This window comes from Cupriavidus sp. DL-D2 (assembly GCF_039710735.1).
Taxonomy (GTDB): domain Bacteria; phylum Pseudomonadota; class Gammaproteobacteria; order Burkholderiales; family Burkholderiaceae; genus Cupriavidus.
This window is the reverse complement of record NZ_JBDKXK010000049.1, coordinates 66,540-90,363: the sequence shown is the minus strand read 5'-3', so window position 1 is coordinate 90,363 and position 23,824 is coordinate 66,540. Positions and strand designations below refer to the sequence as shown.

General features: G+C 65.6%; 22 protein-coding genes. 3 read left to right on the top strand and 19 right to left on the bottom strand.

The genetic code is table 11. The features are described from left to right. Window positions 1–105: 105 nt before the first annotated feature. Window positions 106–825: a ribonuclease activity regulator RraA gene (locus ABDB81_RS22220; RefSeq protein ID WP_160474165.1), complete on the bottom strand. Its 720-nt coding sequence runs from the start codon at window positions 823–825 to the stop codon at window positions 106–108. 15 nt (window positions 826–840) lie between these two features. Then, on the bottom strand, window positions 841–2,580 hold the full coding sequence (gene araD, locus ABDB81_RS22215; protein ID WP_346813605.1) for an L-arabinonate dehydratase: 1,740 nt from the start codon (window positions 2,578–2,580) through the stop codon (window positions 841–843). 166 nt (window positions 2,581–2,746) lie between these two features. Between araD and ABDB81_RS22210 the strand changes: the two genes are divergently transcribed. Together ABDB81_RS22210 and ABDB81_RS22205 are read left to right on the top strand one after the other, a co-directional pair. Next, complete coding sequence (locus tag ABDB81_RS22210) at window positions 2,747–3,445, top strand: GntR family transcriptional regulator (protein ID WP_346813604.1); 699 nt, start codon at window positions 2,747–2,749, stop codon at window positions 3,443–3,445. Between the two features lie 167 nt (window positions 3,446–3,612). Continuing rightward, window positions 3,613–3,870, top strand: coding sequence for a helix-turn-helix transcriptional regulator (locus tag ABDB81_RS22205; RefSeq protein WP_346813603.1), 258 nt, complete (start codon window positions 3,613–3,615; stop codon window positions 3,868–3,870). A 10-nt stretch (window positions 3,871–3,880) separates the two neighbouring features. Here the strand turns inward: ABDB81_RS22205 and ABDB81_RS22200 are convergent, their stop codons facing one another. From ABDB81_RS22200 to fliF, 9 genes are all read right to left on the bottom strand, one after another. Then, window positions 3,881–5,353: an SLC13 family permease gene (locus tag ABDB81_RS22200; protein WP_160474162.1), complete on the bottom strand. Its 1,473-nt coding sequence runs from the start codon at window positions 5,351–5,353 to the stop codon at window positions 3,881–3,883. 146 nt (window positions 5,354–5,499) lie between these two features. Further along, complete coding sequence (gene alkB, locus ABDB81_RS22195; protein ID WP_137927389.1) at window positions 5,500–6,159, bottom strand: DNA oxidative demethylase AlkB; 660 nt, start codon at window positions 6,157–6,159, stop codon at window positions 5,500–5,502. Window positions 6,160–6,364: 205 nt separating this feature from the next. Beyond that, window positions 6,365–7,366 (bottom strand): alpha/beta hydrolase, encoded by a 1,002-nt coding sequence (locus ABDB81_RS22190; RefSeq protein WP_346813602.1) that lies wholly within the window; start codon window positions 7,364–7,366, stop codon window positions 6,365–6,367. 150 nt (window positions 7,367–7,516) lie between these two features. Beyond that, window positions 7,517–9,010 (bottom strand): flagellar hook-length control protein FliK, encoded by a 1,494-nt coding sequence (locus tag ABDB81_RS22185; RefSeq protein ID WP_346813601.1) that lies wholly within the window; start codon window positions 9,008–9,010, stop codon window positions 7,517–7,519. 16 nt (window positions 9,011–9,026) lie between these two features. Next, window positions 9,027–9,488, bottom strand: a complete 462-nt coding sequence (gene fliJ / locus ABDB81_RS22180; protein WP_137927636.1) for a flagellar export protein FliJ — start codon at window positions 9,486–9,488, stop codon at window positions 9,027–9,029. Continuing rightward, window positions 9,481–10,971, bottom strand: a complete 1,491-nt coding sequence (fliI, locus tag ABDB81_RS22175; RefSeq protein ID WP_237380600.1) for a flagellar protein export ATPase FliI — start codon at window positions 10,969–10,971, stop codon at window positions 9,481–9,483. The genes fliJ and fliI overlap by 8 nt, the downstream gene beginning before the upstream one ends. Further along, on the bottom strand, window positions 10,964–11,803 hold the full coding sequence (gene fliH, locus ABDB81_RS22170) for a flagellar assembly protein FliH (RefSeq protein WP_137927638.1): 840 nt from the start codon (window positions 11,801–11,803) through the stop codon (window positions 10,964–10,966). Before fliH ends, fliI begins: the two co-directional genes overlap by 8 nt. After that, the gene (fliG, locus tag ABDB81_RS22165) at window positions 11,790–12,803 is read right to left on the bottom strand and encodes a flagellar motor switch protein FliG (RefSeq protein WP_137927639.1); all 1,014 of its coding nucleotides are present in this window, start codon (window positions 12,801–12,803) and stop codon (window positions 11,790–11,792) included. The genes fliH and fliG overlap by 14 nt, the downstream gene beginning before the upstream one ends. Beyond that, window positions 12,790–14,481 carry a flagellar basal-body MS-ring/collar protein FliF gene (fliF, locus tag ABDB81_RS22160; RefSeq protein ID WP_137927640.1) on the bottom strand — a complete coding sequence of 564 codons (1,692 nt, stop codon included), beginning with the start codon at window positions 14,479–14,481 and terminating at the stop codon, window positions 12,790–12,792. The genes fliG and fliF overlap by 14 nt, the downstream gene beginning before the upstream one ends. Before the next feature lie 360 nt (window positions 14,482–14,841). On the opposite strand from fliF, the gene fliE reads away from it, so the two are divergent. Further along, on the top strand, window positions 14,842–15,162 hold the full coding sequence (fliE, locus tag ABDB81_RS22155) for a flagellar hook-basal body complex protein FliE (RefSeq protein WP_137927641.1): 321 nt from the start codon (window positions 14,842–14,844) through the stop codon (window positions 15,160–15,162). A 97-nt stretch (window positions 15,163–15,259) separates the two neighbouring features. Here the strand turns inward: fliE and ABDB81_RS22150 are convergent, their stop codons facing one another. Genes ABDB81_RS22150 through ABDB81_RS22115 form a run of 8 tightly spaced genes read right to left on the bottom strand, consistent with a single transcriptional unit; the run spans window position 15,260 to window position 23,756 of the window. Beyond that, window positions 15,260–15,913, bottom strand: coding sequence for a hypothetical protein (locus ABDB81_RS22150; protein ID WP_171020497.1), 654 nt, complete (start codon window positions 15,911–15,913; stop codon window positions 15,260–15,262). Then, the gene (locus ABDB81_RS22145; protein ID WP_346813600.1) at window positions 15,904–16,713 is read right to left on the bottom strand and encodes an NAD(P)-dependent oxidoreductase; all 810 of its coding nucleotides are present in this window, start codon (window positions 16,711–16,713) and stop codon (window positions 15,904–15,906) included. The genes ABDB81_RS22150 and ABDB81_RS22145 overlap by 10 nt, the downstream gene beginning before the upstream one ends. A gap of 8 nt (window positions 16,714–16,721) precedes the next feature. Continuing rightward, the gene (locus tag ABDB81_RS22140; protein ID WP_346813599.1) at window positions 16,722–17,792 is read right to left on the bottom strand and encodes an FkbM family methyltransferase; all 1,071 of its coding nucleotides are present in this window, start codon (window positions 17,790–17,792) and stop codon (window positions 16,722–16,724) included. Between the two features lie 46 nt (window positions 17,793–17,838). Next, on the bottom strand, window positions 17,839–18,384 hold the full coding sequence (gene rfbC / locus ABDB81_RS22135) for a dTDP-4-dehydrorhamnose 3,5-epimerase (protein ID WP_346813598.1): 546 nt from the start codon (window positions 18,382–18,384) through the stop codon (window positions 17,839–17,841). Further along, on the bottom strand, window positions 18,381–19,655 hold the full coding sequence (locus ABDB81_RS22130) for a class I SAM-dependent methyltransferase (protein WP_346813597.1): 1,275 nt from the start codon (window positions 19,653–19,655) through the stop codon (window positions 18,381–18,383). The genes rfbC and ABDB81_RS22130 overlap by 4 nt, the downstream gene beginning before the upstream one ends. Continuing rightward, a complete protein-coding gene (gene rfbG, locus ABDB81_RS22125; protein ID WP_346813596.1) occupies window positions 19,652–20,746 on the bottom strand; it encodes a CDP-glucose 4,6-dehydratase in 1,095 nt (364 codons plus the stop codon). Before rfbG ends, ABDB81_RS22130 begins: the two co-directional genes overlap by 4 nt. Next, on the bottom strand, window positions 20,731–21,501 hold the full coding sequence (gene rfbF / locus ABDB81_RS22120; RefSeq protein ID WP_137927646.1) for a glucose-1-phosphate cytidylyltransferase: 771 nt from the start codon (window positions 21,499–21,501) through the stop codon (window positions 20,731–20,733). The genes rfbG and rfbF overlap by 16 nt, the downstream gene beginning before the upstream one ends. Further along, window positions 21,498–23,756, bottom strand: a complete 2,259-nt coding sequence (locus tag ABDB81_RS22115; protein WP_346813595.1) for a tetratricopeptide repeat protein — start codon at window positions 23,754–23,756, stop codon at window positions 21,498–21,500. Before ABDB81_RS22115 ends, rfbF begins: the two co-directional genes overlap by 4 nt. Window positions 23,757–23,824 lie beyond the last annotated feature (68 nt).

The window sequence follows — 23,824 nt, the reverse complement described above, 5'->3', positions numbered from 1 at the left end:
TCGAGGTTCTGCTTGCTGACGAGTCGCAATTTGCACTGCCGACCCTCTCCCCCGCCCCTCTCCCACTGCGCGGGAGAGGGGAGAAAACAACGAGGGTTTGAAAACTCACCGCCCCTTACTCTTCCTCCACCCTGCAAAATCCTCCCTCGCCTTCTCCGTCGTCGGCGGATACAGCCCGATGATCGAGCGGCCCTTCTGGACTTCCTCGGTCACGAAATCCTCGAAGGCCGTCATCTCCACGGCCTCGGCGGCGATTTCCTCGGCCATGTGGCGCGGGATCACGACGATGCCTTCGGCGTCGCCCACGACTACATCGCCAGGGAACACGGCCACATCACCGCAGCCAATCGGTACGTTGAACTCCAGCGCCTGATGCAGCGTGAGATTGGTCGGTGCGGAAGGCCGATGGTGATACGCGGGCATCGCCATCTGCGCGATTTCCGGGGAATCGCGGAAGCCGCCATCGGTGACGATGCCCGCGCCGCCGCGCTGCATGAGCCGCGTGACGAGGATCGATCCGGCGGAGGCTGCGCGTGCATCCTTGCGGCTGTCGATCACCAGCACCGCGCCGCTCGGACATTGCTCGATGGCTTGCCGTTGCGGATGGTTCGGGTCCTGGAACACGGTGATCGGGTTCAGGTCCTCGCGTGCGGGGATGTAGCGCAGCGTGAAAGCCGGGCCGACCATCGTGCCGGGGTTCGATTGCAGCGGACGCACGTCCTGGATGAACTGGTTGCGCAGGCCGCGCTTGAACAGTGCAGTACAGAGCGTGGCGGTGCTGACGGTCTTCAATGCATCGCGCAAGGCAGTGCTGAGTTCGGTCATGGTGGGGCCTCGGGTTCAGTAGATGCTCGGCTCGCCCACGGCGTCGCCAAAATCGGTTTGCAGGAAATCGAAATCGCAGCCGTCGTTGGCCTGGCGCACATGTTTCGAGAACATGTAGCCGTATCCGCGCGCATAGCGCGGAGGCAGCGGCAACCATGCGGCGCGGCGCGCAGCCAGTTCCTCATCGGAGACTTCCAGATGGATGCTGCGCTGGTCGATATCGACCGAGATCAGGTCACCCGTGCGCACCAGCGCGAACGGGCCGCCGACGTACGCTTCGGGTGCCACGTGCAGGATGCAGGCGCCATAGCTGGTGCCGCTCATGCGCGCATCGGACATGCGCAACATGTCGCGCACGCCCTGTTTCACGAGTTTCTTCGGGATCGGCAACATGCCCCATTCCGGCATGCCGGGGCCGCCCTGCGGACCGGCGTTGCGCAGGATCAGGATGTGGTCGGCGGTGACGTCGAGATCTTCGTTTTCGACGGCGGCCTTCATCGACGGATAGTCGTCGAAGACGAGTGCCGGACCCGTATGTTTGAAGAAGCGCTTCTCGCAGGCGCTGGGCTTGATCACGCAGCCATCGGGCGCGATGTTGCCGCGCAGGACAGCCAGTGCGCCTTCCTGATAGAGCGCGTTCTCGCACGTGCGGATCACGTCGTCGTTGTGGACCTCGGCCCCGGCGATGTTTTCGCCCAGCGTGCGGCCCGTGACCGTGGGCGCATCGAGATCGAGCTTGTCGCGGATGCGCGTCATCAGCGCGGGCAGGCCGCCCGCGTAGAAGAAATCTTCCATCAGGTACTTGTCGCCGCTGGGCCGGATGTTGGCGATCACAGGCACATGGCGGCTCGCACGATCGAAGTCGTCCAGGCCGATGTCGTGGCCTGCACGACGCGCCATGGCAATGACGTGGATGATGGCGTTGGTGGAGCAGCCCATCGCCATGGCCACGGCAATGGCGTTCTGGAACGAGGCGCGCGTCTGGATGCGCGCGGGCGTGAGGTCTTCCCACACCATGTCGACGATGCGGCGGCCGGCCTCGGAACACATGCGGATATGGTTGGCATCGGCAGCGGGAATCGACGACGCGCCGGGCAGCGTCATGCCGATGGTTTCGGCAATCGCGGTCATCGTGCTGGCCGTGCCCATCGTCATGCAAGTGCCGTGGCTGCGGGCGATGCCACCTTCGATGCCGATCCACTCGGTCTTGCTGATATTGCCGGCGCGGCGCTCGTCCCAGAACTTCCACGCGTCGGAGCCGGAGCCCAGTACCTGGCCCTTGTAGTTGCCACGCAGCATCGGGCCGGCGGGCACGTAGATGGCTGGCACGCCGGCACTGGTGGCGCCCATCAGCAGGCCCGGCGTGGTCTTGTCGCAGCCCCCCATCAGCACGGCGCCGTCGATGGGGTGCGAGCGGATCAGCTCCTCGGTCTCGATGGCGAGCAGGTTCCGATAGAGCATCGTGGTCGGCTTGACCGAGCTTTCGGACAAAGAAATGGCCGGTAGCTCCACGGGGAACCCACCGGCCTGCAGGATGCCGCGCTTCACATCTTCAACACGCTGCCTGAAGTGCGAATGGCACGGGTTGATGTCGGACCACGTGTTGATGATGGCGATGAGCGGCTTGCCCATCCATTCATCGGGCGCGTAGCCCATCTGCATGATCCGGGAGCGATGCCCGGACGAACGGAGGTCGTCCGGGGCGAACCAGCGCGCGCTGCGCAACTGATCCGGCGTTTTCTTCTGTGCCGTCATGGTTGTCTCTTCCACCGTGAAATCTTCATCGCGGTCGTCCGCAATCCCGAGGTTGTACGACGACTACTGTTTTGGGAATTAAAGCACTAATGTATTAGTACGTCAACGCAGCAATTGCCCGAAGCGTTTCGGCTAGAATCGCGCCCAATATTCCAGTTCAGATCCGATGGCTGCCACGCTACCCAACCCGTCCCAGTTCCAGTTCGACCGCACGCGCCAAGCCGCGCCGCAGGTGTTCGAACATATGCGCGAGCAAATACTTTCGCTGGTGCTGCCGCCCGGCACGGTGCTGTCGCGCCCGGAACTGGCGCTGCAATACGGCATCAGCCAGACACCGGTGCGCGATGCGCTGATGCGGCTGGCCGAAGAAGGGCTGGTCGATGTCTTTCCGCAGCACGCCACGCGTGTGAGCCGCATCGACGTGGCGCTGGCGCGGCAGGCGCACTTCCTGCGCCGCTCTATCGAGCTGGAGATCACCCGGACGCTGGCCGCTACCGCCGACCCGGCGCTGGTGGAACGGCTGCGCGCCACGGTGACACGCCAGCAGCACATGCTCGACATGGATGACCTGGCCGAATTCACGGCCAACGATCAATACTTCCATCGCCAGATGTATGAGGCCGCTGCGGTGCCCGACCTTTTTGCGCTGGTGCGGCGCCAGAGCGGCCATCTGGACCGCCTGCGCCGCCTGCATCTGCCGATTCCGGGCAAGGCCCATGCGGTGCTGCGTGACCATACGGCCATCGTCGATGCGATTGCCGCTGGCGATCCGGTGCGGGCCGAGGAAGCACTGCGCAAGCATCTCTCCGGTACGTTGGCCAATGTCGATGAAATCCGCGCGCGCTATCGCGACTATTTGAGTTGATCGGCGACGCGAATTCGTAAGACCGTTTGATTTTGGCAACGACTCGGCGCCCATCTACCCATTGCATGGGTAATGATGGTGATGTCGATCAAATCGATTGCGGAGAATTTGGCAATCACCGACTGGGATTGATAGATTGCAGGGTGTTTACTTCCCGGTAGCCTGCGATGTCCGCGAGAGTCACGATTACTACCAGCGATCAGCTGGGGCTGGTGCTCCAGGGCGCGCGCAAGGTCGCGGGCCTTACCCAGGCCGATGCCGCCGCGCGGCTTGCCATCAGCCAGAGCCGCGTTTCCCATATGGAACTGAATCCCGAGACCATCAGCGTGGCCCAGTTGCTGGCGCTGCTCGGGGCCTACCAGCTCGATCTCGTCATCGAGCCGCGCCAGGTGCGCGACGCCGTGCTGGAGAAGCTCGACTGGTAGCCCAGCCTGTTCAAGGCAGATAGCCCAGCAGTTTCCACCACAGATAGTCCAGCGGCAGCAGCACCACCAGCGTGACCCCCGCCATCGCCAGGCACAGCCGCGTGCCGTGACGCAATCCCACGCCGCCCAACTGCATCGCAATCACGATCGGCGGCGACTGGTACGGGAAGAACACGGTGGAGAACACCGGCACCTGCAGCATCAGTACCGATTCCAGCGACAACCCTGTAGCCGATGCCAGATCGCGTGCCAGCGGGGTCAGCACGGCAGGTAGCGCGGGCAGCGTGGAGAGCATTCCCAGCAAGGCACCCATCGCACTGATCGTGCCGACATTCGCCGCAGTCTGGCCGGGCGTCAGCGGGAGCACATGCAGCAGGCCCGCACTGATGGCGCTGCCAAGTCCGGTGGATTCCACCACCGCGCCCAATCCCAGAAAGCCTGCCACATAGATCAGCGGCACCAGTTGCACGCCATCCGCCAACGCCTTCGGCGGCACCAGTCCCACACCGGGCAGCAGGCAGATGATGCACGCGGCCAGAGAGATCCATGCTGGCGAGATGCCGTGCCACGCATCGGTGGCGAACCCGGCCACGGCCAGCGCCAGGATGACGGCCAGCACGCGCTCCTGCGGGCCCATCACGGTACGCACCGTGGCGGGCTGCGGCTTCATGGGGCCGTTCTCGGGGAACAGCTTGCAGATCATCCAGATCAGCACGAATGTCTTCAGCACGCCCAGTACCGGGAAATGCAGCAGCAGGTAGCTGCCGTAGCTGAGGTTGATGTGATACAGCGAATTCGCGGCGCCCAGCAGCACACTATTCGGAATATTCGCAGGCAGGATCGCGGTGGGCGGCATGTAGCTGGCCAGCGCCACGGTCATGACCATGCCGATGCGGCCGTTCGACCCCGGCGCGAAGCCAAGCCTGTCTGACAGCGCCAGCACGATCGGCATCAGCAGCAGCACGCGTCCCGTGGTGGACGGCATCAGGAACGCCAGCCCCACTGCGCTGATCGCCACCGTGGTGATGACCTGCGGATAGGTGCCCACGCGCTTGTGGAAGATGATGTCGGCCAGCCGCAGCGCCAGCCCCGTATTGCGCAGCGCCACCCCGGTCACGGCGCCGCCGAACATCAGCCACCATGCCGTGGAGGTGAATCCGGAAAAGACCACCGTCGGCGGCGCGATATGGAACACCACTGCGCTGAGAAAGAACAGCAGCGTCGCCGTGGGTTCGGGCAGTACGCCCACCGCCCAGCAGCAGACCGTGGAGAGCACCAGCGCGCCGGCCCAGATCAGCGGGGGCGGCGCATGTACGGCGCTGCCCGCCAGCCAGACCAGACCGATACAGGCGCCAATGAGCAGGGCAGCGCGGATCGAATCCCGGGGGTTGCCGGCGAGCGGCGCGGGCTTCGGTGGCTTCGGGGGCGGCGGAGAAGGCGGCATGTCGGGACGTGCGTCGGCGCGTCCTGGAGTGGCTGACATCGGGTGTTGTCTCGGGTGTCCCGGCCGCATGGGACCGGTGTTTTTATGAGCGGAAAGACTGAGCCGCTGATCTGGCCGCTATCGTAGGGTTGTATTACGTTGCAGGCAACTGCGAAGGTGACGGGCGTTACCGTGCCTGGCGCGTCTTAACGCGTCTTGCGGAACGTCAGGTTGATGCGTTCGCCATGAGTGAGTGGGTGATCACCTGCGGCCAGCGGCGCAATGCCATGGAAGACGAGCCGCGACGGACCGCCCCAGACCACCACATCGCCATGCGCCAGCCGCACCCGCGCAGGCCGGTCCGCGCGACGCAAGCCACCCCAGAGAAAGATCGCCGGCAGGCCCAGCGAGACCGAGACAATGGGCGCTCGCAAGTCCAGTTCGTCCCGGTCCTGATGCAGGGAGAGCCGCGTGCCGGGCAGATAGCGATTGATCAGGCAGGCATCGGGCGCAAAACTGGCGTATCCGGCGGCATCGGCGGCACGCACGGCCAGATCTAGAAACGCACCAGGCATCGCCGGCCATGGCTGGCCCGAATCGGGATCGATCTCGTCATACCGGTAACCGGACCGATCCGACACCCAGCCCCGCTGCCCGCAATTGGTCATGGCCACCGACATCCGCAGCCCGCCCGGTGTGATCAGATGCCGAAAATGTGAGCCTGCGCTGACTTCGCCCACACCCGCCAGCAGTGCAGGCGCCGCCTCACGCGCGAACCCGCGCAACACCATCGCGCCGGGGCCGAGATTGTCCACGGCAGGTGCATCGGCATCGGCAGGGAGGGGGTCGAAGAGGTCGAAGGTCATGGCGGCACAGGGGCTCGTTCATGATACCGGGGCTGGCGCCACGGTGGGTTTGCTCCCCTCTCCCGCGAAGTGGGAGAGGGGTTGGGGGAGAGGGCAAGCCTGTCAATCACAGACCAGCGGCAATTTGAACCGCCGGGCCCTCTCCCCCGCCCCTCTCCCGCAAGGCGGGAGAGGGGAGAAAACCGAGAGTTGAGCAAACCAGAACTTACTTTGCCAACCCCTCCAGCAACGCCTTGTGGAACCCCTGCGGGTCTTGCATCTGTGGGGCGTGGCCGAGTGTGGGGAACTCCACCAGTGTCGCGTGGGGGATCGCCTTGGCGGTGAGCTTGCCGAGTTCGGTATAGCGGCCCAGCGTCGGCCGGATTTCGGGCGGGGCGAGGTCCTTGCCGATGGCGGTGGTGTCGGTCAGGCCGATCATCAGCAGCGTGGGGGCCTGGATGGCGCCCATCTCGTAGACCACGGGCTGCGTGTAGATCATGTCGTAGAGCAGGGCCGAGTTCCAGGCGACGATCTGCTTGCCAGGGCCTTGGTACATGCCGGCCAGCATCTTGACCCAGATCTCGTACTCTGGCTTCCACTGACCACCGTAGTACGTGTTCTTCTCGTAGTTGCGCACGCGGTCAGCCGTGGTGTCGAGTTCACGCGCGTACCACTGGTCCACCGAGAGTGAAGGCACACCTTTGGCCTTCCAGTCCTCCAGCCCGATCGGGTTCACGAGCACCAGTTGCTTCGTGTCGGCGGGATACATCAACGCGTAGCGCATCGCCAGCATGCCGCCCGTGGAGTGGCCCATCACGGTCACGTCCTTGACGCCAATCGATGCCAGCAGGTCGTGCGTGTTGCGGGCGAGTTGCTGGAACGTGTACTGATAGTGCGCGGGTTTGGTCGATTTGCAGAACCCGATCTGATCGGGTGCGATCACGCGATATCCGGCGCCGCTGAGCTGGCGGATGGTTTCCTGCCACGTGGCCCCGCAGAAATTCTTGCCGTGCAGCAACACCACGGCGCGGCCGTTGGGCTTCTGCGGCTTGACGTCCATGAACGCCATCTGCAGCGGCTGGCCCTGCGAGTTGAATTTGTACTGCTGGACGGGATACGGGTAGTCGAAGCCTTCGAGTTCGGGGCCGTAGGCGGGGACGTCCTGGGCGCTGGCGAAGGAGGTGGTCAGCGCGAAGGCGGTGAACAGCAGGGGGCGGAGGGAGCGCATGGTCGGAGGAGTCGTGGACGGGGGTGTCGCACGAGTGACCATGGGGAGGGTGGGGAAGTTCCGGGGGATTCGATGGCAATCCTGCGGGTTTTCTCCCCTCTCCCGCGGTGCGGGAGAGGGGAGAAAACCGAAGCTAAAGCAATCGGTGCATCAAGCAAACGTATCCACTTCCCCCCGAGCCAGCACGCGCGGAGCGCGCGGCGTGGACGGGGCGGCAGGGGCTACGGGCTCATTGCCAAAGCCCATCGCCTGGCTGAAGCCGTTGCCGGACTGGCGTTGCGGTTGCTGTTGTTGCTGGCCGCTGTTGCCGGCTTGCGCAAAGCTGTCGGCGCCAACCGATGCCTGGCCGAGCTGGATACCCGCTTCGGCCATCGACGTGCGCAGTTGCGGCAGGGCGGCTTCCACGGCGGCGCGCACGGCCTGGTGCGGCGAGACGAACTGGGCCTGCGCCTGATCGTTGACCACGTTCAACACCACCTTGAGCGGGCCGAGGTTGGGCGGGTTGAGGTCGAGTTCGGCGGTCTGGTTGCCTTGCGTGGACAGGCGCACCATCTGCTGGCCGAGTGCTTGCGACCACTGGCTGTCGTTCAGGTTCGGGGCGATGGCCGCGCGCGTGGCGGCGGCGGTAGCTGCCTGCGTGTGCTGGGTGGCGGTCTGGGCGGCCAGTGCCGATGCCATCGTGGCAGCGCTGCTGGCGTTGGTTGCGCCGGTATCGGCAGCTTCACCGGTTCGTGCGCTGGCCTGGGCAGCAGCGAACGGGTTGGTCGTCGTCGTGGACTGCGTGGCTTGCGTATCGGTCTGCGGCAGCGCCTGCTGGTTCGATTGCCCCAGGTTGGCTTGCTGCTGGCCGGCGCCTTGTCCGCCGGTGTTCTGTGCGGAGGTCTGGGCCGGTGCCGTAGCGACGGCGGCCAGTTTGTCGGCGGCGGTCGGCGTGGTGTTCTGCAGGGCCGCGCGTTGCTGGGCGATCAGGGCCAGCGTGTCGCCAGCGTTCGGGACGCTGCCCTTGGGCGCTTCCGTTACGGTGGTGGTGACTACGTTCGCATCGACCTGTGCCTGCAGTGCTGCGGCATCGGCGGCAGCGTCGGCGGCGGCGTTGGTGGTCGGCGAGGCAGTGGCGAGGGCCGCTGCAGCCGCAGCCGGCGCCTGGCCGGGCAGCGTCGGCAGGCCGGTGATGGCCGAGCCATCGACAGGCGCGCCATTCGCTTGCGCGGGCTGCGGCGTCGGCAGCGGTGCCAGCAGTGCGGCGGCGGCCAGTGCGGCGGCAACGGCGGCGGCGTCCGCCGAAGTCTTGGCGTCATCCTCGGCGCTGGTAGCGTCCTTGGCAACGGTCGCATCGGCGGTGCTGTCGGACTTCACGACCTTGCCGTCATCCTGCTTCGGCAGGGCGTTGTTCTGGCCAGCTTGTGCGGACTTGTCGGCCTGCGGCTTCTGCGCCGTGTCGTTCTTTGCGGTGTTCGTCTGCTTGCCGTCCTTGGCAGGAACCTTGACCGGCGTGGCGCTGGCGGCGGCCTGCTGGCTATCCTGGCGCGCGCGGGTCAGGGTGTCCTGGAACAGATTGGCGTCGCTGCCCTTGGTGGCATCCGACGACTTCGTGTTGTTCAGGGAGGCGGCTGCATTGCCGACAAGCTGGCTGATATCGATCATCTTGGTTTGGGCAGGTTCAGTTATGGCCGCTCAGCGGCTGGCTGGCCGTACGGGCAATACGGGCGGCGTATTCGTCGTTGGCGAGCTGTTCGCGGCGCGTGGCTACCTGCTGCTCGCGCGTCTCGGCGCGCGTGATCAGCGTGTCGAACGAGTTCTGGCGCAGCTTCTGTTGCTGCCAGTTCACGCGGCCGGCCAGCAGGTCGGCTTCGGCCTTGGCGAGTGCTGACGTCTGCTGGCGAATGGCGTGGTCGAGCGAATCCAGGAAGCGCGAGAAATCGTGCCAGCGGCTCGACGTCATGCCTTCGGCGGCAATCGCCTGCATGCGGGCGCGGTATTCGTGACGGTACTCGGTCAGCGCGTTGAGCTGTTGCTCGGCCTGCGTGCGCAGACCCTGCAACCGTCCCAGTTCGCGGGCGGCCTTGTCCGTGCTGTCCTGTGCGAGATCGGCCAGCGTGTTCAGCGGCGAGTTCTTAACCATGGTTCGTCACTCCAAGGGTCGCATGCAGCTGGGCGATCGAGGCGTCGTACCCGGCGCGCTCATGGATGTCCTGCTGCAGGAATGCCTCCATGCGCGGATGCAGGCGAATCGCGAGGTCAAGCTCCGGATCATTGCCGGGCACATACGCGCCGACACTGATCAGGTCGCGGTTACGCTGGTAGCGCGACATCAACTGCTTGAACCGCCGTACGGAGGCGAACTGCGGCGGTTCGATCAACGCGGTCATGGCACGGCTGATCGACGCTTCCACGTCGATGGCCGGATAGTGACCCGCTTCGGCCAGGCTCCGCGACAGCACGATGTGGCCGTCGAGAATGGCGCGTGCGGAATCGGCAATCGGGTCTTGCTGGTCGTCGCCTTCGGTCAGCACCGTGTAGAACGCGGTGATGGAGCCGCCGCCCTCGGGGCCGTTGCCGGTGCGCTCCACCAGCGTCGGCAGCTTGGCAAACACCGATGGCGGATAGCCCTTGGTCGCGGGCGGCTCGCCGATGGCCAGCGCGATTTCGCGCTGTGCCATTGCGTAACGGGTCAGCGAATCCATGATCAGCAGCACGTGCTGACCCTTGTCGCGGAAATACTCGGCCAGGCGCGTGGCATACGCGGCGCCCTGCATGCGCAGCAGCGGCGAGCAGTCAGCCGGTGCGGCTACCACGACGGAGCGCTTGCGGCCTTCTTCACCGAGGATGTTCTCGATGAATTCCTTCACTTCGCGGCCACGCTCGCCGATCAGTCCCACCACGATCACGTCGGCGTTGGTGTAGCGGGCCATCATGCCCAGCAGCACCGATTTCCCCACGCCCGAGCCTGCGAACAGGCCCATGCGCTGGCCACGGCCCACGGTCAGCATGCCGTTGATCGCGCGCACGCCGGTGTCAAGCACGGTGTCGATGGGCGCGCGCATCAGCGGATTGATCTGTGCGCCAGACAGCGGCACTTCGCTGGCGGCAGTGATGGGCCCAAGTCCATCGAGCGGACGGCCGGCGGCGTCGAGCACGCGCCCGAGCAGGCCATCGCCCACGGGCAGGCGTTTCGAGCCCGGCTCGCGCGGTGCGCTCACACCCTTGGGCAGCGGCGACGGTTCGAGCGGATAGACGCGAGCGCCTGGCACCAGGCCAGCCACGTCGGACTGCGGCATCAGGTAGAGACGGTCGGCGCCAAAGCCCACGACTTCGGCTTCTGCCGTGCGCGGGCCGCCATGCGAATGCTGACCTGCGGGCAGTTCGATCAGGCAGTCGCTACCCACGGGCATGCGCAGCCCCACGGCTTCGAGCACCAGGCCCGCTGCGCGCGTGAGGCGGCCACAGGTCCGCTTGCTGTCGAGTTCCTCGATGGCGGTGGAAGCACCAGCCAGCGCCTCGCGCCAACGGCCGGAATGGAGTGCGGCAGTGGTGGCTGCAGCAGTGGCAGATGCCACGGCTCCCGATTCAGCGGCTGCCTGTGCAGCGCCTTGCGCGTCATGCATGCGGCGGCTCCCACGGATCGTTGCGGCCCAGCGCCTTGATCACGCGCGCCCAGCGCGTACCGAGCGTGGCGTCGAGTTCGCCGCTGGCAGCGCTGGCGATGCAGCCGCCACGTGCCACGGTTTCATCGGCGCGCACGGTCCAGCCGGCGCCCTCGAGTTCACCCTTCAGATGCATCTCGACGAGTTCCACATCAGCGGGATTCAGCAGCAGGCAGGGCGCGCCTGCGAGCGGCGGCTCGGCATTCAGCAGTTCGCGTGCAGCCGGCACCAGCGCGGCGGGGTCCACTTCCAGCGTCTTGCGCACCAGTTGGCGCGCGACGTCGAGGGCGAGCGAGATCAGCGTATCGGCGATCTCGGTATCCACGCGTCCCAGCGCATCGCGGAAGTTGCCGGCCAGTTCCTGCAGCCGTGCGGCTTCGTTGCGCGCGGTTTCCAGGCCACGGGCATAGCCTTCGCGGTGGCCGTCGCCATAGCCCTGCGTCTGGCCCTGGCTGTAGCCCTGCGCGTAGCCTTCCTTGCGGGCGCCTTCGCGCATGGCGTCGAGCGCGGCAAAGTCGATGGAGGGCGGCGGTGCAGGCTCCACGGGAATCTGGGCTTCGAGTACCTTGCGCAGACGGTCGCGCGGATCGAGCGATTCCATTTGCCAGCGCTTCCACGCGTCGCCATCCATGCGGCCGGGGGCAGGGCGTTCGAAACTCTTGAAGCCATCGTCCCGGGCAAGCGGGTTCGAGGGTTGGCCGGTGCCCTCCGGCGCGCCGGGCGCGCCGAAGAAGCCGGGGTCGCCGCGGCCAGGGCCCCGGCCAGCGGCAAAACCGCGTTCAAACGTAGGCATCGTCTCCTCCGCCAATCTGGACTTCGCCGGACTCCGCCAGGCGTCTCACCACCTGCAGGATGGCCTTCTGCTCTGCCTCGACCTGCGACACACGCACCGGACCCAGCGCTTCGAGGTCCTCGCGCAGCATCTCGCCGGCACGCGTCGACATGTTGCGGATGAACTTGTCGCGCAGCTCCTGCTGTGCGCCCTTGAGCGCGACGATGAGCGATTCGGTAGCGATTTCCTTGAGCACGCGCTGGATGCCGCGATCGTCGATTTCCAGCAGGTTCTCGAACAGGAACATCTCGTCGATGATCTTCTGCGCCAGGTCCGCGTCGTGCGTGCGCACGCCGTCGATGACCGCTTCCTCGTGGGCCGTGCTCATCAGGTTGATGATCTCGGCCGCCGTGCGGACACCGCCCATGCGGCTGCGCTTCAGGCTCTGGCCTGCCAGCAGCTTGGTCAGCACGTCGGTCAGCTCCTGCAGCGCGCCCGGCTGTACGCCGCCGAACGTGGCGATACGCAGGATCACGTCGTTGCGCAGGCGTTCCGTGAAGAAGCCCAGCACTTCCGAAGACTTCTGGCGGTCCAGGTGGATCAGGATCGTGGCGATGATCTGCGGGTGCTCGTCCTTGATCAGCTCGGCCACGGACGTGGCGTCCATCCAGTTGAGCGAATCGATGCCGCCGCCCGGATCGCGCGATTCGAGAATGTCCTCGATCACCGACAGCGCACGTTCCTCGCCCAGCGCCTTGTTCAGCACGCTCTTGATGAACGAGCTGGAGTCGACGTTGAGCGCCAGGTATTGCTCGGTCTCGCCACGGAACTCGGCCAGCACCTCGGCCATTTCCTCGCGCGTCACCGCGTTCAGGCTGGCCATGGCGGAGCCAAGCTGCTGCACTTCGCGCGGCGACAGGTGCTTGAAGACCTCGGCCGCAGCATCTTCGCCCACGGCCATCATCAGGATGGCGCTCTTCTGTACGCCCTTCTCGGGCGCTGCCTTGTTAGCCTTCGTCATTTGCCATCCAGGTCTTGATTACGCTGGCGACCAGGCGCGGGTCGCGTTGCGCGGCGTCGCGCACCAGGGCGAGATCGCTTTCGTATTTCGCGGCAAGGCGCAGCACTTCCGGATTGGTTTCCTCTTCCGGCGGCAGCAGCACGGCTTCCGCAGTGGTGCCATCGGCGGATTCCGTCAGGGCCGGCACCGGCGGTGCGGTGTACTTGCGCAGCACCGGACGCGCCACCTTGAACCAGAGGAACACGGCCAGCAGGGCCAGGAGCAGGTAGCCGACGCCGGTCTTGGCCAGGTCGATCATCTGCGGCTGCTTCCACAGCGGCAGTTCCGGTTCCTTGTTGTTCTCGGCGGTGAACGGGCTGTTGACCACGTTCAGGGAGTCGCCGCGATCGGCCGAGAAGCCCATCGCTTCCTTGGTGAGGTTCTCGATCTGGGCGATTTCCTTGGCCGACAGCGCCTCGGTAATCGGCTTGCCCTTGGCGTCCACCTTCGAGCGGTAGTTCACGACCACGGCCACGGACAGACGCTTCACGCCACCCGGAGCCTGCTGGATGTGGCGCACCGAGCGATCCAGTTCGTAGTTCGTCGTGGCATCGCGGCGGCTGCTGCTCGGGCCGGTCTTCTCGGCGGTCTGCGTTTGCTGGCCTTGCTGGTTAGCCTGGGCCGGCGGATTCGGCTGACCCGGCTGGCGCGGCGGCTGCGGCGTGGTCACCGGCGCCACGGCGGCGGCAGGCGGCTGGTTCGACAGCGCACCCGGCACGCCACCCACGGGGGTGCCGTTCTGCTGGTTGGACTCGCTGGTCTGCTGGCTGCGGATGGCGGCGCGTGTCGGGTCCTGGTTCGGCTTGAAGCTTTCGTCGGTGTGTTCGACGGACGAGAAATCGACGTCGGCGGTGACCTGGGCGTGGACGTTGTCCTTGCCGAGGATCGGGGCCAGGATCGATTCCACGCGCTTGACGTAGCTCTGTTCCACCTGCTGCACGTACTTGAGCTGCGTGGCGTCCATCGAGCGGTCGCTGGTGCCCGAGAGCAGGTTGCCGTGCTGGTCGACGATCGAGATCGACTTCGGCGTCAGTTCCGGCACGCTCGACGACACCAGATGCGTGATGGCGGCCACCTGGCCCTCATCGATGGCACGGCCCGGGTAGAGCTGCAGCACCACGGAGGCGGTGGGCTTCTGGCGCTCGCGCACGAACAGCGTGGGCTTGGGGATGGCCAGGTGCACGCGTGCGGACTGCACGGCGCCGATCGATTCGATCGAACGGGCGAGTTCGCCTTCCAGGCCGCGCTGGTAGTTGACCTGCTCGGCAAACTGGCTGATACCGAACTTCTGGTTGTCCATCAGTTCCATGCCCGTGGTGCCGCTCTTGGGCAGGCCCTGGCTGGCCAGGCGCAGACGGGTCTCGTGGACCTTGTCGGACGGGACCATGACCGCACCGCCGCCTTCGGCGAACTTGTACGGCACGTTGGCCTGTTGCAACGCCTGGATCACCGCGCCGCCGTCACGTTCGGACAGGTTGGTGTACAGCACCTTGTAGTCGGGCTGGCGGGACCACATCACGCCCACGGCGATGGCGGCCACCAGCGCGGCGCCGCCCAGCATCAGGGGCAGGCGCGGATTGGCCTTGAGCTTCTCGAGCACGGCCGCGCCGCCGGCCGGCAGGGTAGCTGCCGCGTTCATGCGCGCATCTCCGGCTTGGCCGGGCAAACCCTGCCCTTGCCATACTGGCCTTTGCTGCCGTTATTCATTCCGGCACGGCTCACATTACGCTGCTGACAAAACACGCGCACTCCCCGCGATAGTTGATGTTCCTTGTGCCGTGGGCAGTCGGGCAATACGCCACGAACTGCCAGATCCGGCACGGTAGCGATCATCGGTCAGAAGGCGGAAGGACAATTGGCGGAATAGCGGAGGTTTCCCCCCCGAATTCATCCTTTGGTAGGAGGCGGGGCACCAGTACATTGCGAGGGCTGAAACAGGATGGTGAGTGATGTTTTCGCCATGTTCCCTGTCAACCGATTCATCCAATTACTGATAGCCATGTCCATTTCCTCGATCGAAGGCATGCTGCAGCAACTGCGCGGACTGGCGCAGGCGGCTGGCGGCGGCACTCCCAGCCAGGCTTCCACGGCCGTGGCGGGGGGCTTTTCCGGCGAACTGCAGAAATCGCTGCAACGCCTCAACGCCACCCAGGAATCCGCCTACGGCAAGGCCGAGGCATTCGAACTGGGCAAGCCGGGCGTGGCGCTCAACGACGTCATGATCGACATGCAGAAGGCCAACATCTCCTTCCAGACCGCCGTGCAGGTGCGTAACCGCCTGGCCGCCGCGTATCAGGAAATGATGAACATGCCGGTGTAACCGTGTCATCGCGTCTGGGGCCAACCGGCCCCGGAACGAAAGAAGGCCATGCGGCTTGTACAGCGGCATGGCCTTTTTTGTTGCTTCCCGCCAAAACTCAGACCCGGAAATACTCCTCCGCTGCCCGCTCCTTCGCAGGCTTGCAAACCAGATCGCCGCCCTGCCCGTTGTAGACCAGGCAGTTGCCCGGTGTATCGCGGTTCAGCACGCTGACGCCCTGTGCCACCACCGAGCCATCTCGTACATGGCTGCGGCCGATGATGGCCGTGTTCGGGTACATCACCACACCGTCGCCGATGACAGGTGCCACGCCGTGGTTCTTGCCGACCGTCGAATTCTGGTACAGCACGAGGTAGTTGCCGTAAGTGGCCTTCGCCAGCACGATGCCGACCGAATGGCCGATCAGGAAGACTTCGGGCAGCTCCACTTCGTAGAACATGTCGATGGCGTTGAGCGCCTTGTTCAGCAGGAAGAGCTTCGTGCAGGACTCGGCATCGCGGTCGTTGCGCCAGATCGTATTGGCCAGGTAGTACAGGTACTGGCAGTACTGCGACGAGTGCAGGTAGTTGAACTGGCCGGGCCGCCACATGCGCACGGCGTCGATGCAGCGGCCCGTGCGGGCCAGTGCTTCGTCGATATGGCGCGTGACCACCGGCAGCAGCGTATCGTGACGGCCGTCCGGTACGAGGTTGGCGACCTGTGCGCACGTGTAGGCCGCGAGCGATGCGCGGGTCTGGCCGATCAGTTCCATGGGCGGATAGTCTCCAGATACGTTGCCACCATCGACTGCACGTCGCGCGGCGTCACGCCCAGCGCGCGCAGTGCCGAAGTGCTGCATACCGCCGCGCGCTGCACGGGCGACGAGCGCGAGAGGTTGATGTCCCAGCCGGCGGTCCTGAAGACTTCCGCAAGCTGTCCGTTGGACGCGTTCTCGCCGCTGGCCACGTTGAAGATGCCACCGGCGCGGCGCGTGGAGATGGTTTCCAGCGCCAGCACCACGTCGTCGAGGTGGATGTAGTCGCGCACGTAGCCCGCATCGCTGTCCAGCCGGAACGCGCGCTCGGACGCGGCGCGTACCAGCCATTCGGACAGGAAGCCGGGCGAACCCGCTTCCCAGTCGAACACGCACGACAATCGCGCCACGGCGGTGCGTCCATCCGCGACGGTCAGGCAGAGGTTCTCGCCAAGACCTTTCGAGAAGTCGTACAGCGCGCGCGGATTGGCCGGCTGCAGCGACAGCGCAGCCGCTTCGTCGCCTTCGGGCAATTGCGAGCTGTCATAGAGCCGTGTGGACGACAGATAGACCAGATGCTCGTAGCGATTGGCGCGCAGCACATCGGCCAGCAGCGTGACGTGCGCGGCCACGGTGTCGTAGGGACGTGCCGCGTAGTCGGCGGTCAGCCCCGCGCAATAGAACACATGGCCCAGGTCGCGGCTGAACAGCGCGCGGTCGCCGCGCGCTGGCACCCAGACTTCATGGCCGGCACGCCGCAGCGTGTCAGCCAGGCGGCGGCCGACAAAGCCGGCGCCACCAATCACCGTACAGCGCATGGCGTTCCTCAGTTCACCGGGTGATGCAGCGCCGGGTCACGGTGCCACAGCAGCTTGGGGCTCACGCCCGGCACGACTGCGAAGTCCTTGCCGGCCAGCAGCGACGGGTCCTTGACGGCCACCATGTTGAAGCCATGTGCCGGACCTTCGAGGAAGACCTTGTCCACCGGCACCAGCTCCACCGGACGGCCCTGCATGTCGACGTTCGAGTTGAAGTCGCGCACGGCGTAGACGTGATAGCCGTAGCCCTTGAGCAGCGTGATGATCTCGGCGTTCTCCAGGCCGCGGCTCCAGTCCACGTAGTGGCGGTGCACTTCGAACACGAGGTTCGGCGCTTCGCCGGCCGGGCGGGCCAGTTGCTTGGCTGCACCCTTGAACACGTTCAGTTCGGCACCTTCGATGTCGAGCATGATCAGGCTCAGCTTGTCGACGTTCTGCTGTGCGCAGTAGTCGTCGATCGTCACCGTGTTGAAGCTGTCGTCGTCGGCCGGACCCGAGGTATGCACGGCGTGCGCGAACGAGTCATGACCTTCCAGGCGTAGTTGCGTGGTGCTGTCGGACCACAGGCCCAGGCGCCAGCTCTGGATGTTCTCGACGTGGTTCAGTGCGGCGTTGTTGCGCAGCATGCCAAGCTGGTCGGCGTTCGGCTCGAATGCGTGGCAGGTGCCGCCAGCGCGCGCCAGTTGGCGGGCCATCATGATGACCTGGTCGCCAAAGTACGCGCCGCCCACGACGGCATGGCCGCCGCGCTCGCACAGCTTGACCAGCAGCTTGGTGGTCTGCGGTTCCCACACGTGATCCGGCTGGGCCGGCGTGCTCATCAGGAAGTCGCGCGCGATCTTGGTGCGATACAGGAATTCGAACACGGTGCCATCGGCCAGCGTCTTGCGCAGGCGCGACTGCTCGTCGTACATGGCATCGACGATCGGACCCGTGATGTCATCGCGCACGCTGCCTTCGTAGCCGGACAGGTCCTGCTCGATGTTCTTGCACAGGGCGATGACCTTGTCGCGGGCGGCGGTGCTGCCGCCCACCGTGCGCAATGCGTCGGAAAGCTTCTGCAAGGTTTCAGTAGTCATGGGTGGCTCCGCTTCGGGTAGTCAGTTTTTTGGTTGGGATGAACGGTTATCGCAGGCCGAGTGCGGCCAGCGAGGGGAGGGCCTGGTCCTTTGCGGAGATCATGCGTTCCGCGCAGTCCGGCCAGTCAATGCCGATGTCGGGGTCGTCCCAGCGCACGCCGGCACTGCTGCCGGGCGCGAACGGCACCGTCATCTGGTAGAACACTTCGGAGCGCGGCGTCAGCGTCTGGAAGCCGTGTGCCACGCCCTTCGGGATATAGATGGCCCGCTGGTCCTCGGCATCGAGTACCACTGCCTGCCATTCCAGGAACGTGGGCGATGCGGGACGCAGGTCCAGGATCACGTCATGCACCGCGCCCGTGGTCACGCGCACGAGCTTGTCTTCGGCGTAGGCACCATGCTGGAAATGCATGCCGCGCAGGATGCCTGCGCGCGTGTTGCGCGAGACGCTCTGCTGCACGAAGCGCGCGTCGATGCCATGCGCGGCGAACGTTTCCACGCAGACGGTGCGGGCAAAGAAGCCGCGCTCGTCCTGCAGCGGTTCCGGATCGACGAGCCAGGCGCCGGCGATGCGGGCCGGTGTGAAGATCACGGCAGCACCACCGTTTCAGGGATTGCCACCACGAAGCGGCCACCCCAGGCGCGGATGCCAGCCATCTGCGTCATGACCTCGTCCTTGATGTTCCAGGGCAGGATCACGAGATAGTCGGGCTTGCGTTCGTCGACGACTTCAGGCGCCAGCACGGGGATGCGCGAACCGGGCAGCAGCTTGTCCTGCTTGGCCGGGTTGCGGTCCACCACGTATTCGATCAGGTCACTGTCGATGCCGCAGTAGTTCAGCAGCGTGTTGCCCTTGGCGGCGGCGCCATAGGCGGCCACGCGCTTGCCCTTGCGGCGCGCATCGATCAGGAAGGCGAGGAAATCCACGCGTGCGCGGCGCACGCCTTCGGCAAAGGCCGCGTAGCGTTCGGTTGATGCCAGGCCGCCGCGTGCTTCCTCGTCCAGGCATGCCTGCACGGCAGCGGTGGCAACGTGGCTGGCTTTCTGGTGGCACGCATACATGCGCAGGCTGCCGCCGTGCGTGGGCAGGTGTTCGATATCGAACACGCGCAGCCCTGCACGCGCCAGGATCGGCACTAGCGCGGTCAGCGACAGGTACGAGTAATGTTCGTGATACAGCGTGTCGAACTGGTTCTGCTCCAGCAGGCGCAGCAGGTGCGGGAATTCCAGCGTGATGACGCCTTCGGGCTTCAGCACGATGGGCATGCCGCCCACGAAGTCGTTGATGTCCGGCACGTGCGCCAGCACGTTGTTGCCAAGCAGCAGATCCACCTGCCAGCCTTCCACGCACAACGCGCGGGCGGTGCGTTCGCCGAAGAACAGTTCGCGGCTGTCGATGCCCTTGGCGCGTGCTGCCTCGCCCGTGTTCGACGAAGGTTCCACGCCCAGGCACGGCACGCCGTTCTGGTGGAAGTACTGCAGCAGATAGCCGTCGTTGCTGGCGATTTCCATCACGCGGCTCTGCTTGCCGAGTCCGAAGCGCGCGGTCATCGACTCCACGTAGCGGCGCGCATGTTCGAGCCACGAGGTGGAGAACGACGAGAAGTACACGTAGTCGTCGTGGAAGTGTGTCTCGGCCGGCGTGGCGTCGCGCAGTTGCACGAGCCAGCAGGCATCGCACACCATCGCGTGCAGCGGATAGAACATCTCGCCTTGCGCGATGTGCTCGGGCCGGATGAAGGCGTTGGACACCGGCGACAGGCCGAGATCGACCATCGACTGGTGCATCGGCGTGCCGCAGGCGCGGCAGTTCGCGCGGGGTGCAGAGTCGATGGGTGCTGCGTGTTTGACAGGAGCGTTCATGCGCAGAATTGCTCGATTTGTTGTTCGGTGATGGCGCGTGCCTGGGTGGGCGACAGTTGCACGGTGCGATACCACTGCGCCGTGGCGGCCAGCGCCTCGTCAAGCGTCCAGCGCGGGGCCCAGCCCAGCAGCATGTGCGCACGCGCGGCGTCCAGATACAGGTTGCGCGCCTCGTGCGGTGCGGCACCCGGCGGCGGGCAATGCTTCCATTCCAGTTCCGGCCAGTGCGCGCGCAGGCCGCGCAGCACGTTGCCCACGGATACGTTGTCGCGCGGTTCCGGCCCGAAGTTGAACGCATCGGCCAGTGCAGCGTCGCCATCGAGCAGACGGTTGCCCAGTCGCAGATAACCGTGCAGCGCTTCCAGTACGTGTTGCCACGGCCGCGTGGCGTGCGGGCTGCGGATTTCCAGCGTCTGGCCGGCCGCAGCGGCGCGCGCGGCGTCGGGAATCAGCCGGTCTTCGGACCAGTCGCCACCGCCAATCACGTTGCCGGCGCGTGCGGTAGCCAGCAGCACGCCGCGCTCGGCCAGGAACGATGTGCGATAGCTGGCGGCCACCAGTTCGGTGCCGGCCTTGCTGGCGCTGTAGGGGTCATGGCCGCCGAGCGGATCGGTCTCGCGATAGCCCCACAACCATTCCTTGTTGTCGTAGCACTTGTCCGTGGTGATCACGATCACGGCGCGCACGGACGGGCAGGCGCGCACGGCATCGAGCACGTTGACGGTGCCCATCACGTTCGTGGACCACGTCTGCGCCGGATCGCGATAGCTCGCGCGCACCAGCGGCTGGGCGGCCAAGTGGAACACGATCTCGGGCTGCGCGATGTCCATCGCGCGCGCCAGCGTAGAGGCATCGCGTACATCGCCGATGGTGTGTGCAGCGAGCGACGACGCCACGCAGGCCGCATCGAACAGGCTCGGCGTCGTGTTCGGTGTCAGCGCGTAACCGCTCACGCGCGCACCGGCGCGGGCAAGCAGCAGCGCCAGCCACGCGCCCTTGAAGCCGGTATGGCCGGTGATGAAGACGCGCCGTCCGCGATAGGCTGCGAAAACGTGAGCCGCGTCGGCGGCGTTGCTTACCAGATCTTCCACGGTGCCTTGCCTGATTGCCAGAGGTCTTCCAGCATGTTTTTTTCGCGCAGCGTATCCATCGGCTGCCAGAAGCCCGTGTGTTCGAAGGCCGCCATCTGGCCGTTCTTTGCCAGCGCGCGCATTGGAGCTTCTTCCCACGACGTGGCGTCGTCTTCGATCAGGTCGAGAACCTCGGGTTGCAGCACGAAAAAGCCGCCGTTGATCCACGCGCCATCGCCGCGCGGCTTCTCGGTGAAGCCACTGACCTTGTCGTCATCGCGTTCCAGCGCGCCGTAGCGTCCCGGCGGCTGCACGGCAGCTACCGTGGCGCGGCGGCCATGCGAGTGGTGGAAGGCGATTTCGCGGGTGATGTCGATGTCGGAGACGCCGTCGCCATAGGTGAAGCAGAATGCTTCGCCCGGTGTCAGGTACTCGCGCACGCGGCGCAGGCGGCCGCCGGTCATCGAATCCTCGCCGGTATCCACCAGCGTCACGCTCCACGGCTCGGCCTTGCGTTGATGCACGGCCATGCGGTTCTCGCGCATGTCGAACGTCACGTCGGACATGTGCAGGAAGTAGTTGGCGAAGTACTCCTTGATGACATAGCCCTTGTAGCCCAGGCAGATCACGAACTCGTTCACGCCGTGCGCCGAGTACATCTTCATGATGTGCCAGAGAATCGGCTTGCCGCCGATCTCGATCATCGGCTTGGGACGCAGGTGCGATTCCTCGGAGATACGGGTGCCCAGCCCACCGGCCAGGATGACGGCTTTCATGCGTTGACCTCTTCGGTGACCTGTTCTTGGTTAGGGTTGCGGGTGGCGCCCGGCATTTCCAGGCCGAGCATCTCGAAGGCGTTGGGCAGCGGCATGGCTTCCAGCGCGTCGAGCGTCAGGCCGAACTGTTCTTCGAGCAGCGATGCCAGTGCGGAGCGATCCAGGTTCTGCTCGGCCAGCCACACGGCGAGCTTGCGATACAGACCCAGCGCGTAAGGACGCATGCCGATGGCTTCTACCAGCAGTTCGATCGCGGTGTCGGGGGCTTCGTTGTGGTAGTGGTACTCGGCCAGGCCATACGCCACGGCCCAGTGGCGATACCACGTGGAAGTCAGGTTCTCCAGAACGTTATGCACGGCGCGCCATTCGCTCAGATGCATGTGCGCGGCCACGGACATCAGCAGGTCTTCGGCGGCGTAGTACTGGCCGCCGAAGTAGATGCCCTGCTGGCGCGGTGCAGTGCGCGGAGCGATGGGCTTGGTATCCGCGCAGATTTCCGTGAGCTGGTCTTCGAACCAACCGGCAAAGCGCGGCGCGTCGAACATCTCGCTCTGCTCGGCACGCGGACGGATCGACTGGCGGATGTTGTCGAGCTGCTGCACGTCGGCGGCCAGCGCGCAGGCCACATCGACGTAGCGCTCCTCGGTGTCGCAGATCAGATCGTCCAGGCCGGCGGCATGCAGGAACGGTGCGGATACGCGCTGGTGGAACGTATCGCCGGCGAATGTCACCACGGGCACACCCATCCAGATGGCGTCGCAGGTGGTGGTGCCGCCCGTGACCGGCGCGGTGTCCAGCGCGATGTCGATGCGGTGATACGTGACGTATTGATTGGCGCCGTCACGATTGATCAGTTCCACGCGGCTGGTGTCGATACCGTGCGCGGCCATGCGCTCGAACAGCATCTCGCGCACCTTCTCCTGGTCGCAGCCGGCGGCTTCCACCAGCATGCGGGAGTTGGGGCATCGCGCCAGCACGGCACTCCACAGCCGCATGGTCTTGGGACCGAGCTTGGCGATGGTGTTGCACGATCCGAACGTGATGTAGCCATTCGTCAGCGCGGGCGTGGGCTTCACGCGGTAGCGCTCCTCGTAGATGGCCAGCGGGTTGGTCACGCTCGGGTGGAACGCGCTGAACACGGGCGCGCGCAGCAGCTTTTCGGTGTAGTTGTGGTCGAAGCCTTCGGGGTCAGCCGTCCAGTCCGTGACGCGGTAGTCGATCTGCGGCATGCCGGTGGTGCCGGGGTAGCCCAGCCACGTGAGTTGCTTCGGGGCCAGGCGCTGCACCATGTAGGTCAGCGGGGAGGCACCGGTGTAGCCGCCGAGGTCGATCATCACGTCGCAGCGCTGCGCACGCACGGCGCGTACGACATCGGCCTCGGACATCTTGTACAGATCGTGGAAGCCTTCGGCGTAGACGCGGATCTTGCGGGTGATGTTGTCGTTGACGTTCGACAGCGAGAACAGGTGCACCTCGAATCGCGCGCGATCCAGGTTCGCGATCAGCGGAATCAGGAAGTAGGCGCACGCATGGCGGCGCAAGTCGTTCGAGAGGATGCCGATGCGGATGCGCTCGCCTTCGCTGGGCTGCAGCGCGGGGGCGTCGATGGTGGTGCGTGCCAGCGTCGAGGCCCAGTCCATGGCCTCGCGGCGCAGCTCGTCGGCGCCGATGTTCTCGTCATACAGCAGCGAGAACAGCAGGTTGGAGCGGTTCACGCGCTGCGTGGGGTCCAGCGCGCAGGCGCGCCGGAAAATGGGAATGGCCTCGATCGTGCTGCCCGATTCGCGCAGCGCCGAAGCGTAGTTGCCCACGGCGATCGCGTCGTTCGGCAGCAGCGCGGCGGCTTTCTCGCCCGCCAGCTGTGCGCCGAAGTAGTCGCCGGTGTAGAACATGGCGGTGCCGAGCACGCCCCAGAGGTGGGCGGAGCCGGGCTGCAGCGCCAGGCTGCGCTGCAGCAGCGGGATGCCCTCGGCGTAGTTCTCCAGGGCGATCTCCAGCGCGCCGATCAGCCCGAGAAAGCCCGCATGGTTCGGGAAGCGCTTCATGCCGGCTTCGGCCAGCCGCTTGGCTTCCTCGTGGTGGTTCATGCCGGACAGCGACAGCGCTTCCAGGTAGTAGGCGTCCGGAAGCGAGCCCGCGATGCGCTTGACCGCACGGGACTGCTTCAGGGAATCCGCATACTTGTTGGCGTTGTAGGCATTCCATGCCTGTTGGATCATCCGCTGTGCGGGACCCATCGAAACGTTCTTGTTCATGGCGGTGTGCTTTGCAAAGGCGCGATGTCTGTCCGCCCGGCGCGGACGGGCGGATCGATGCCTTGCAC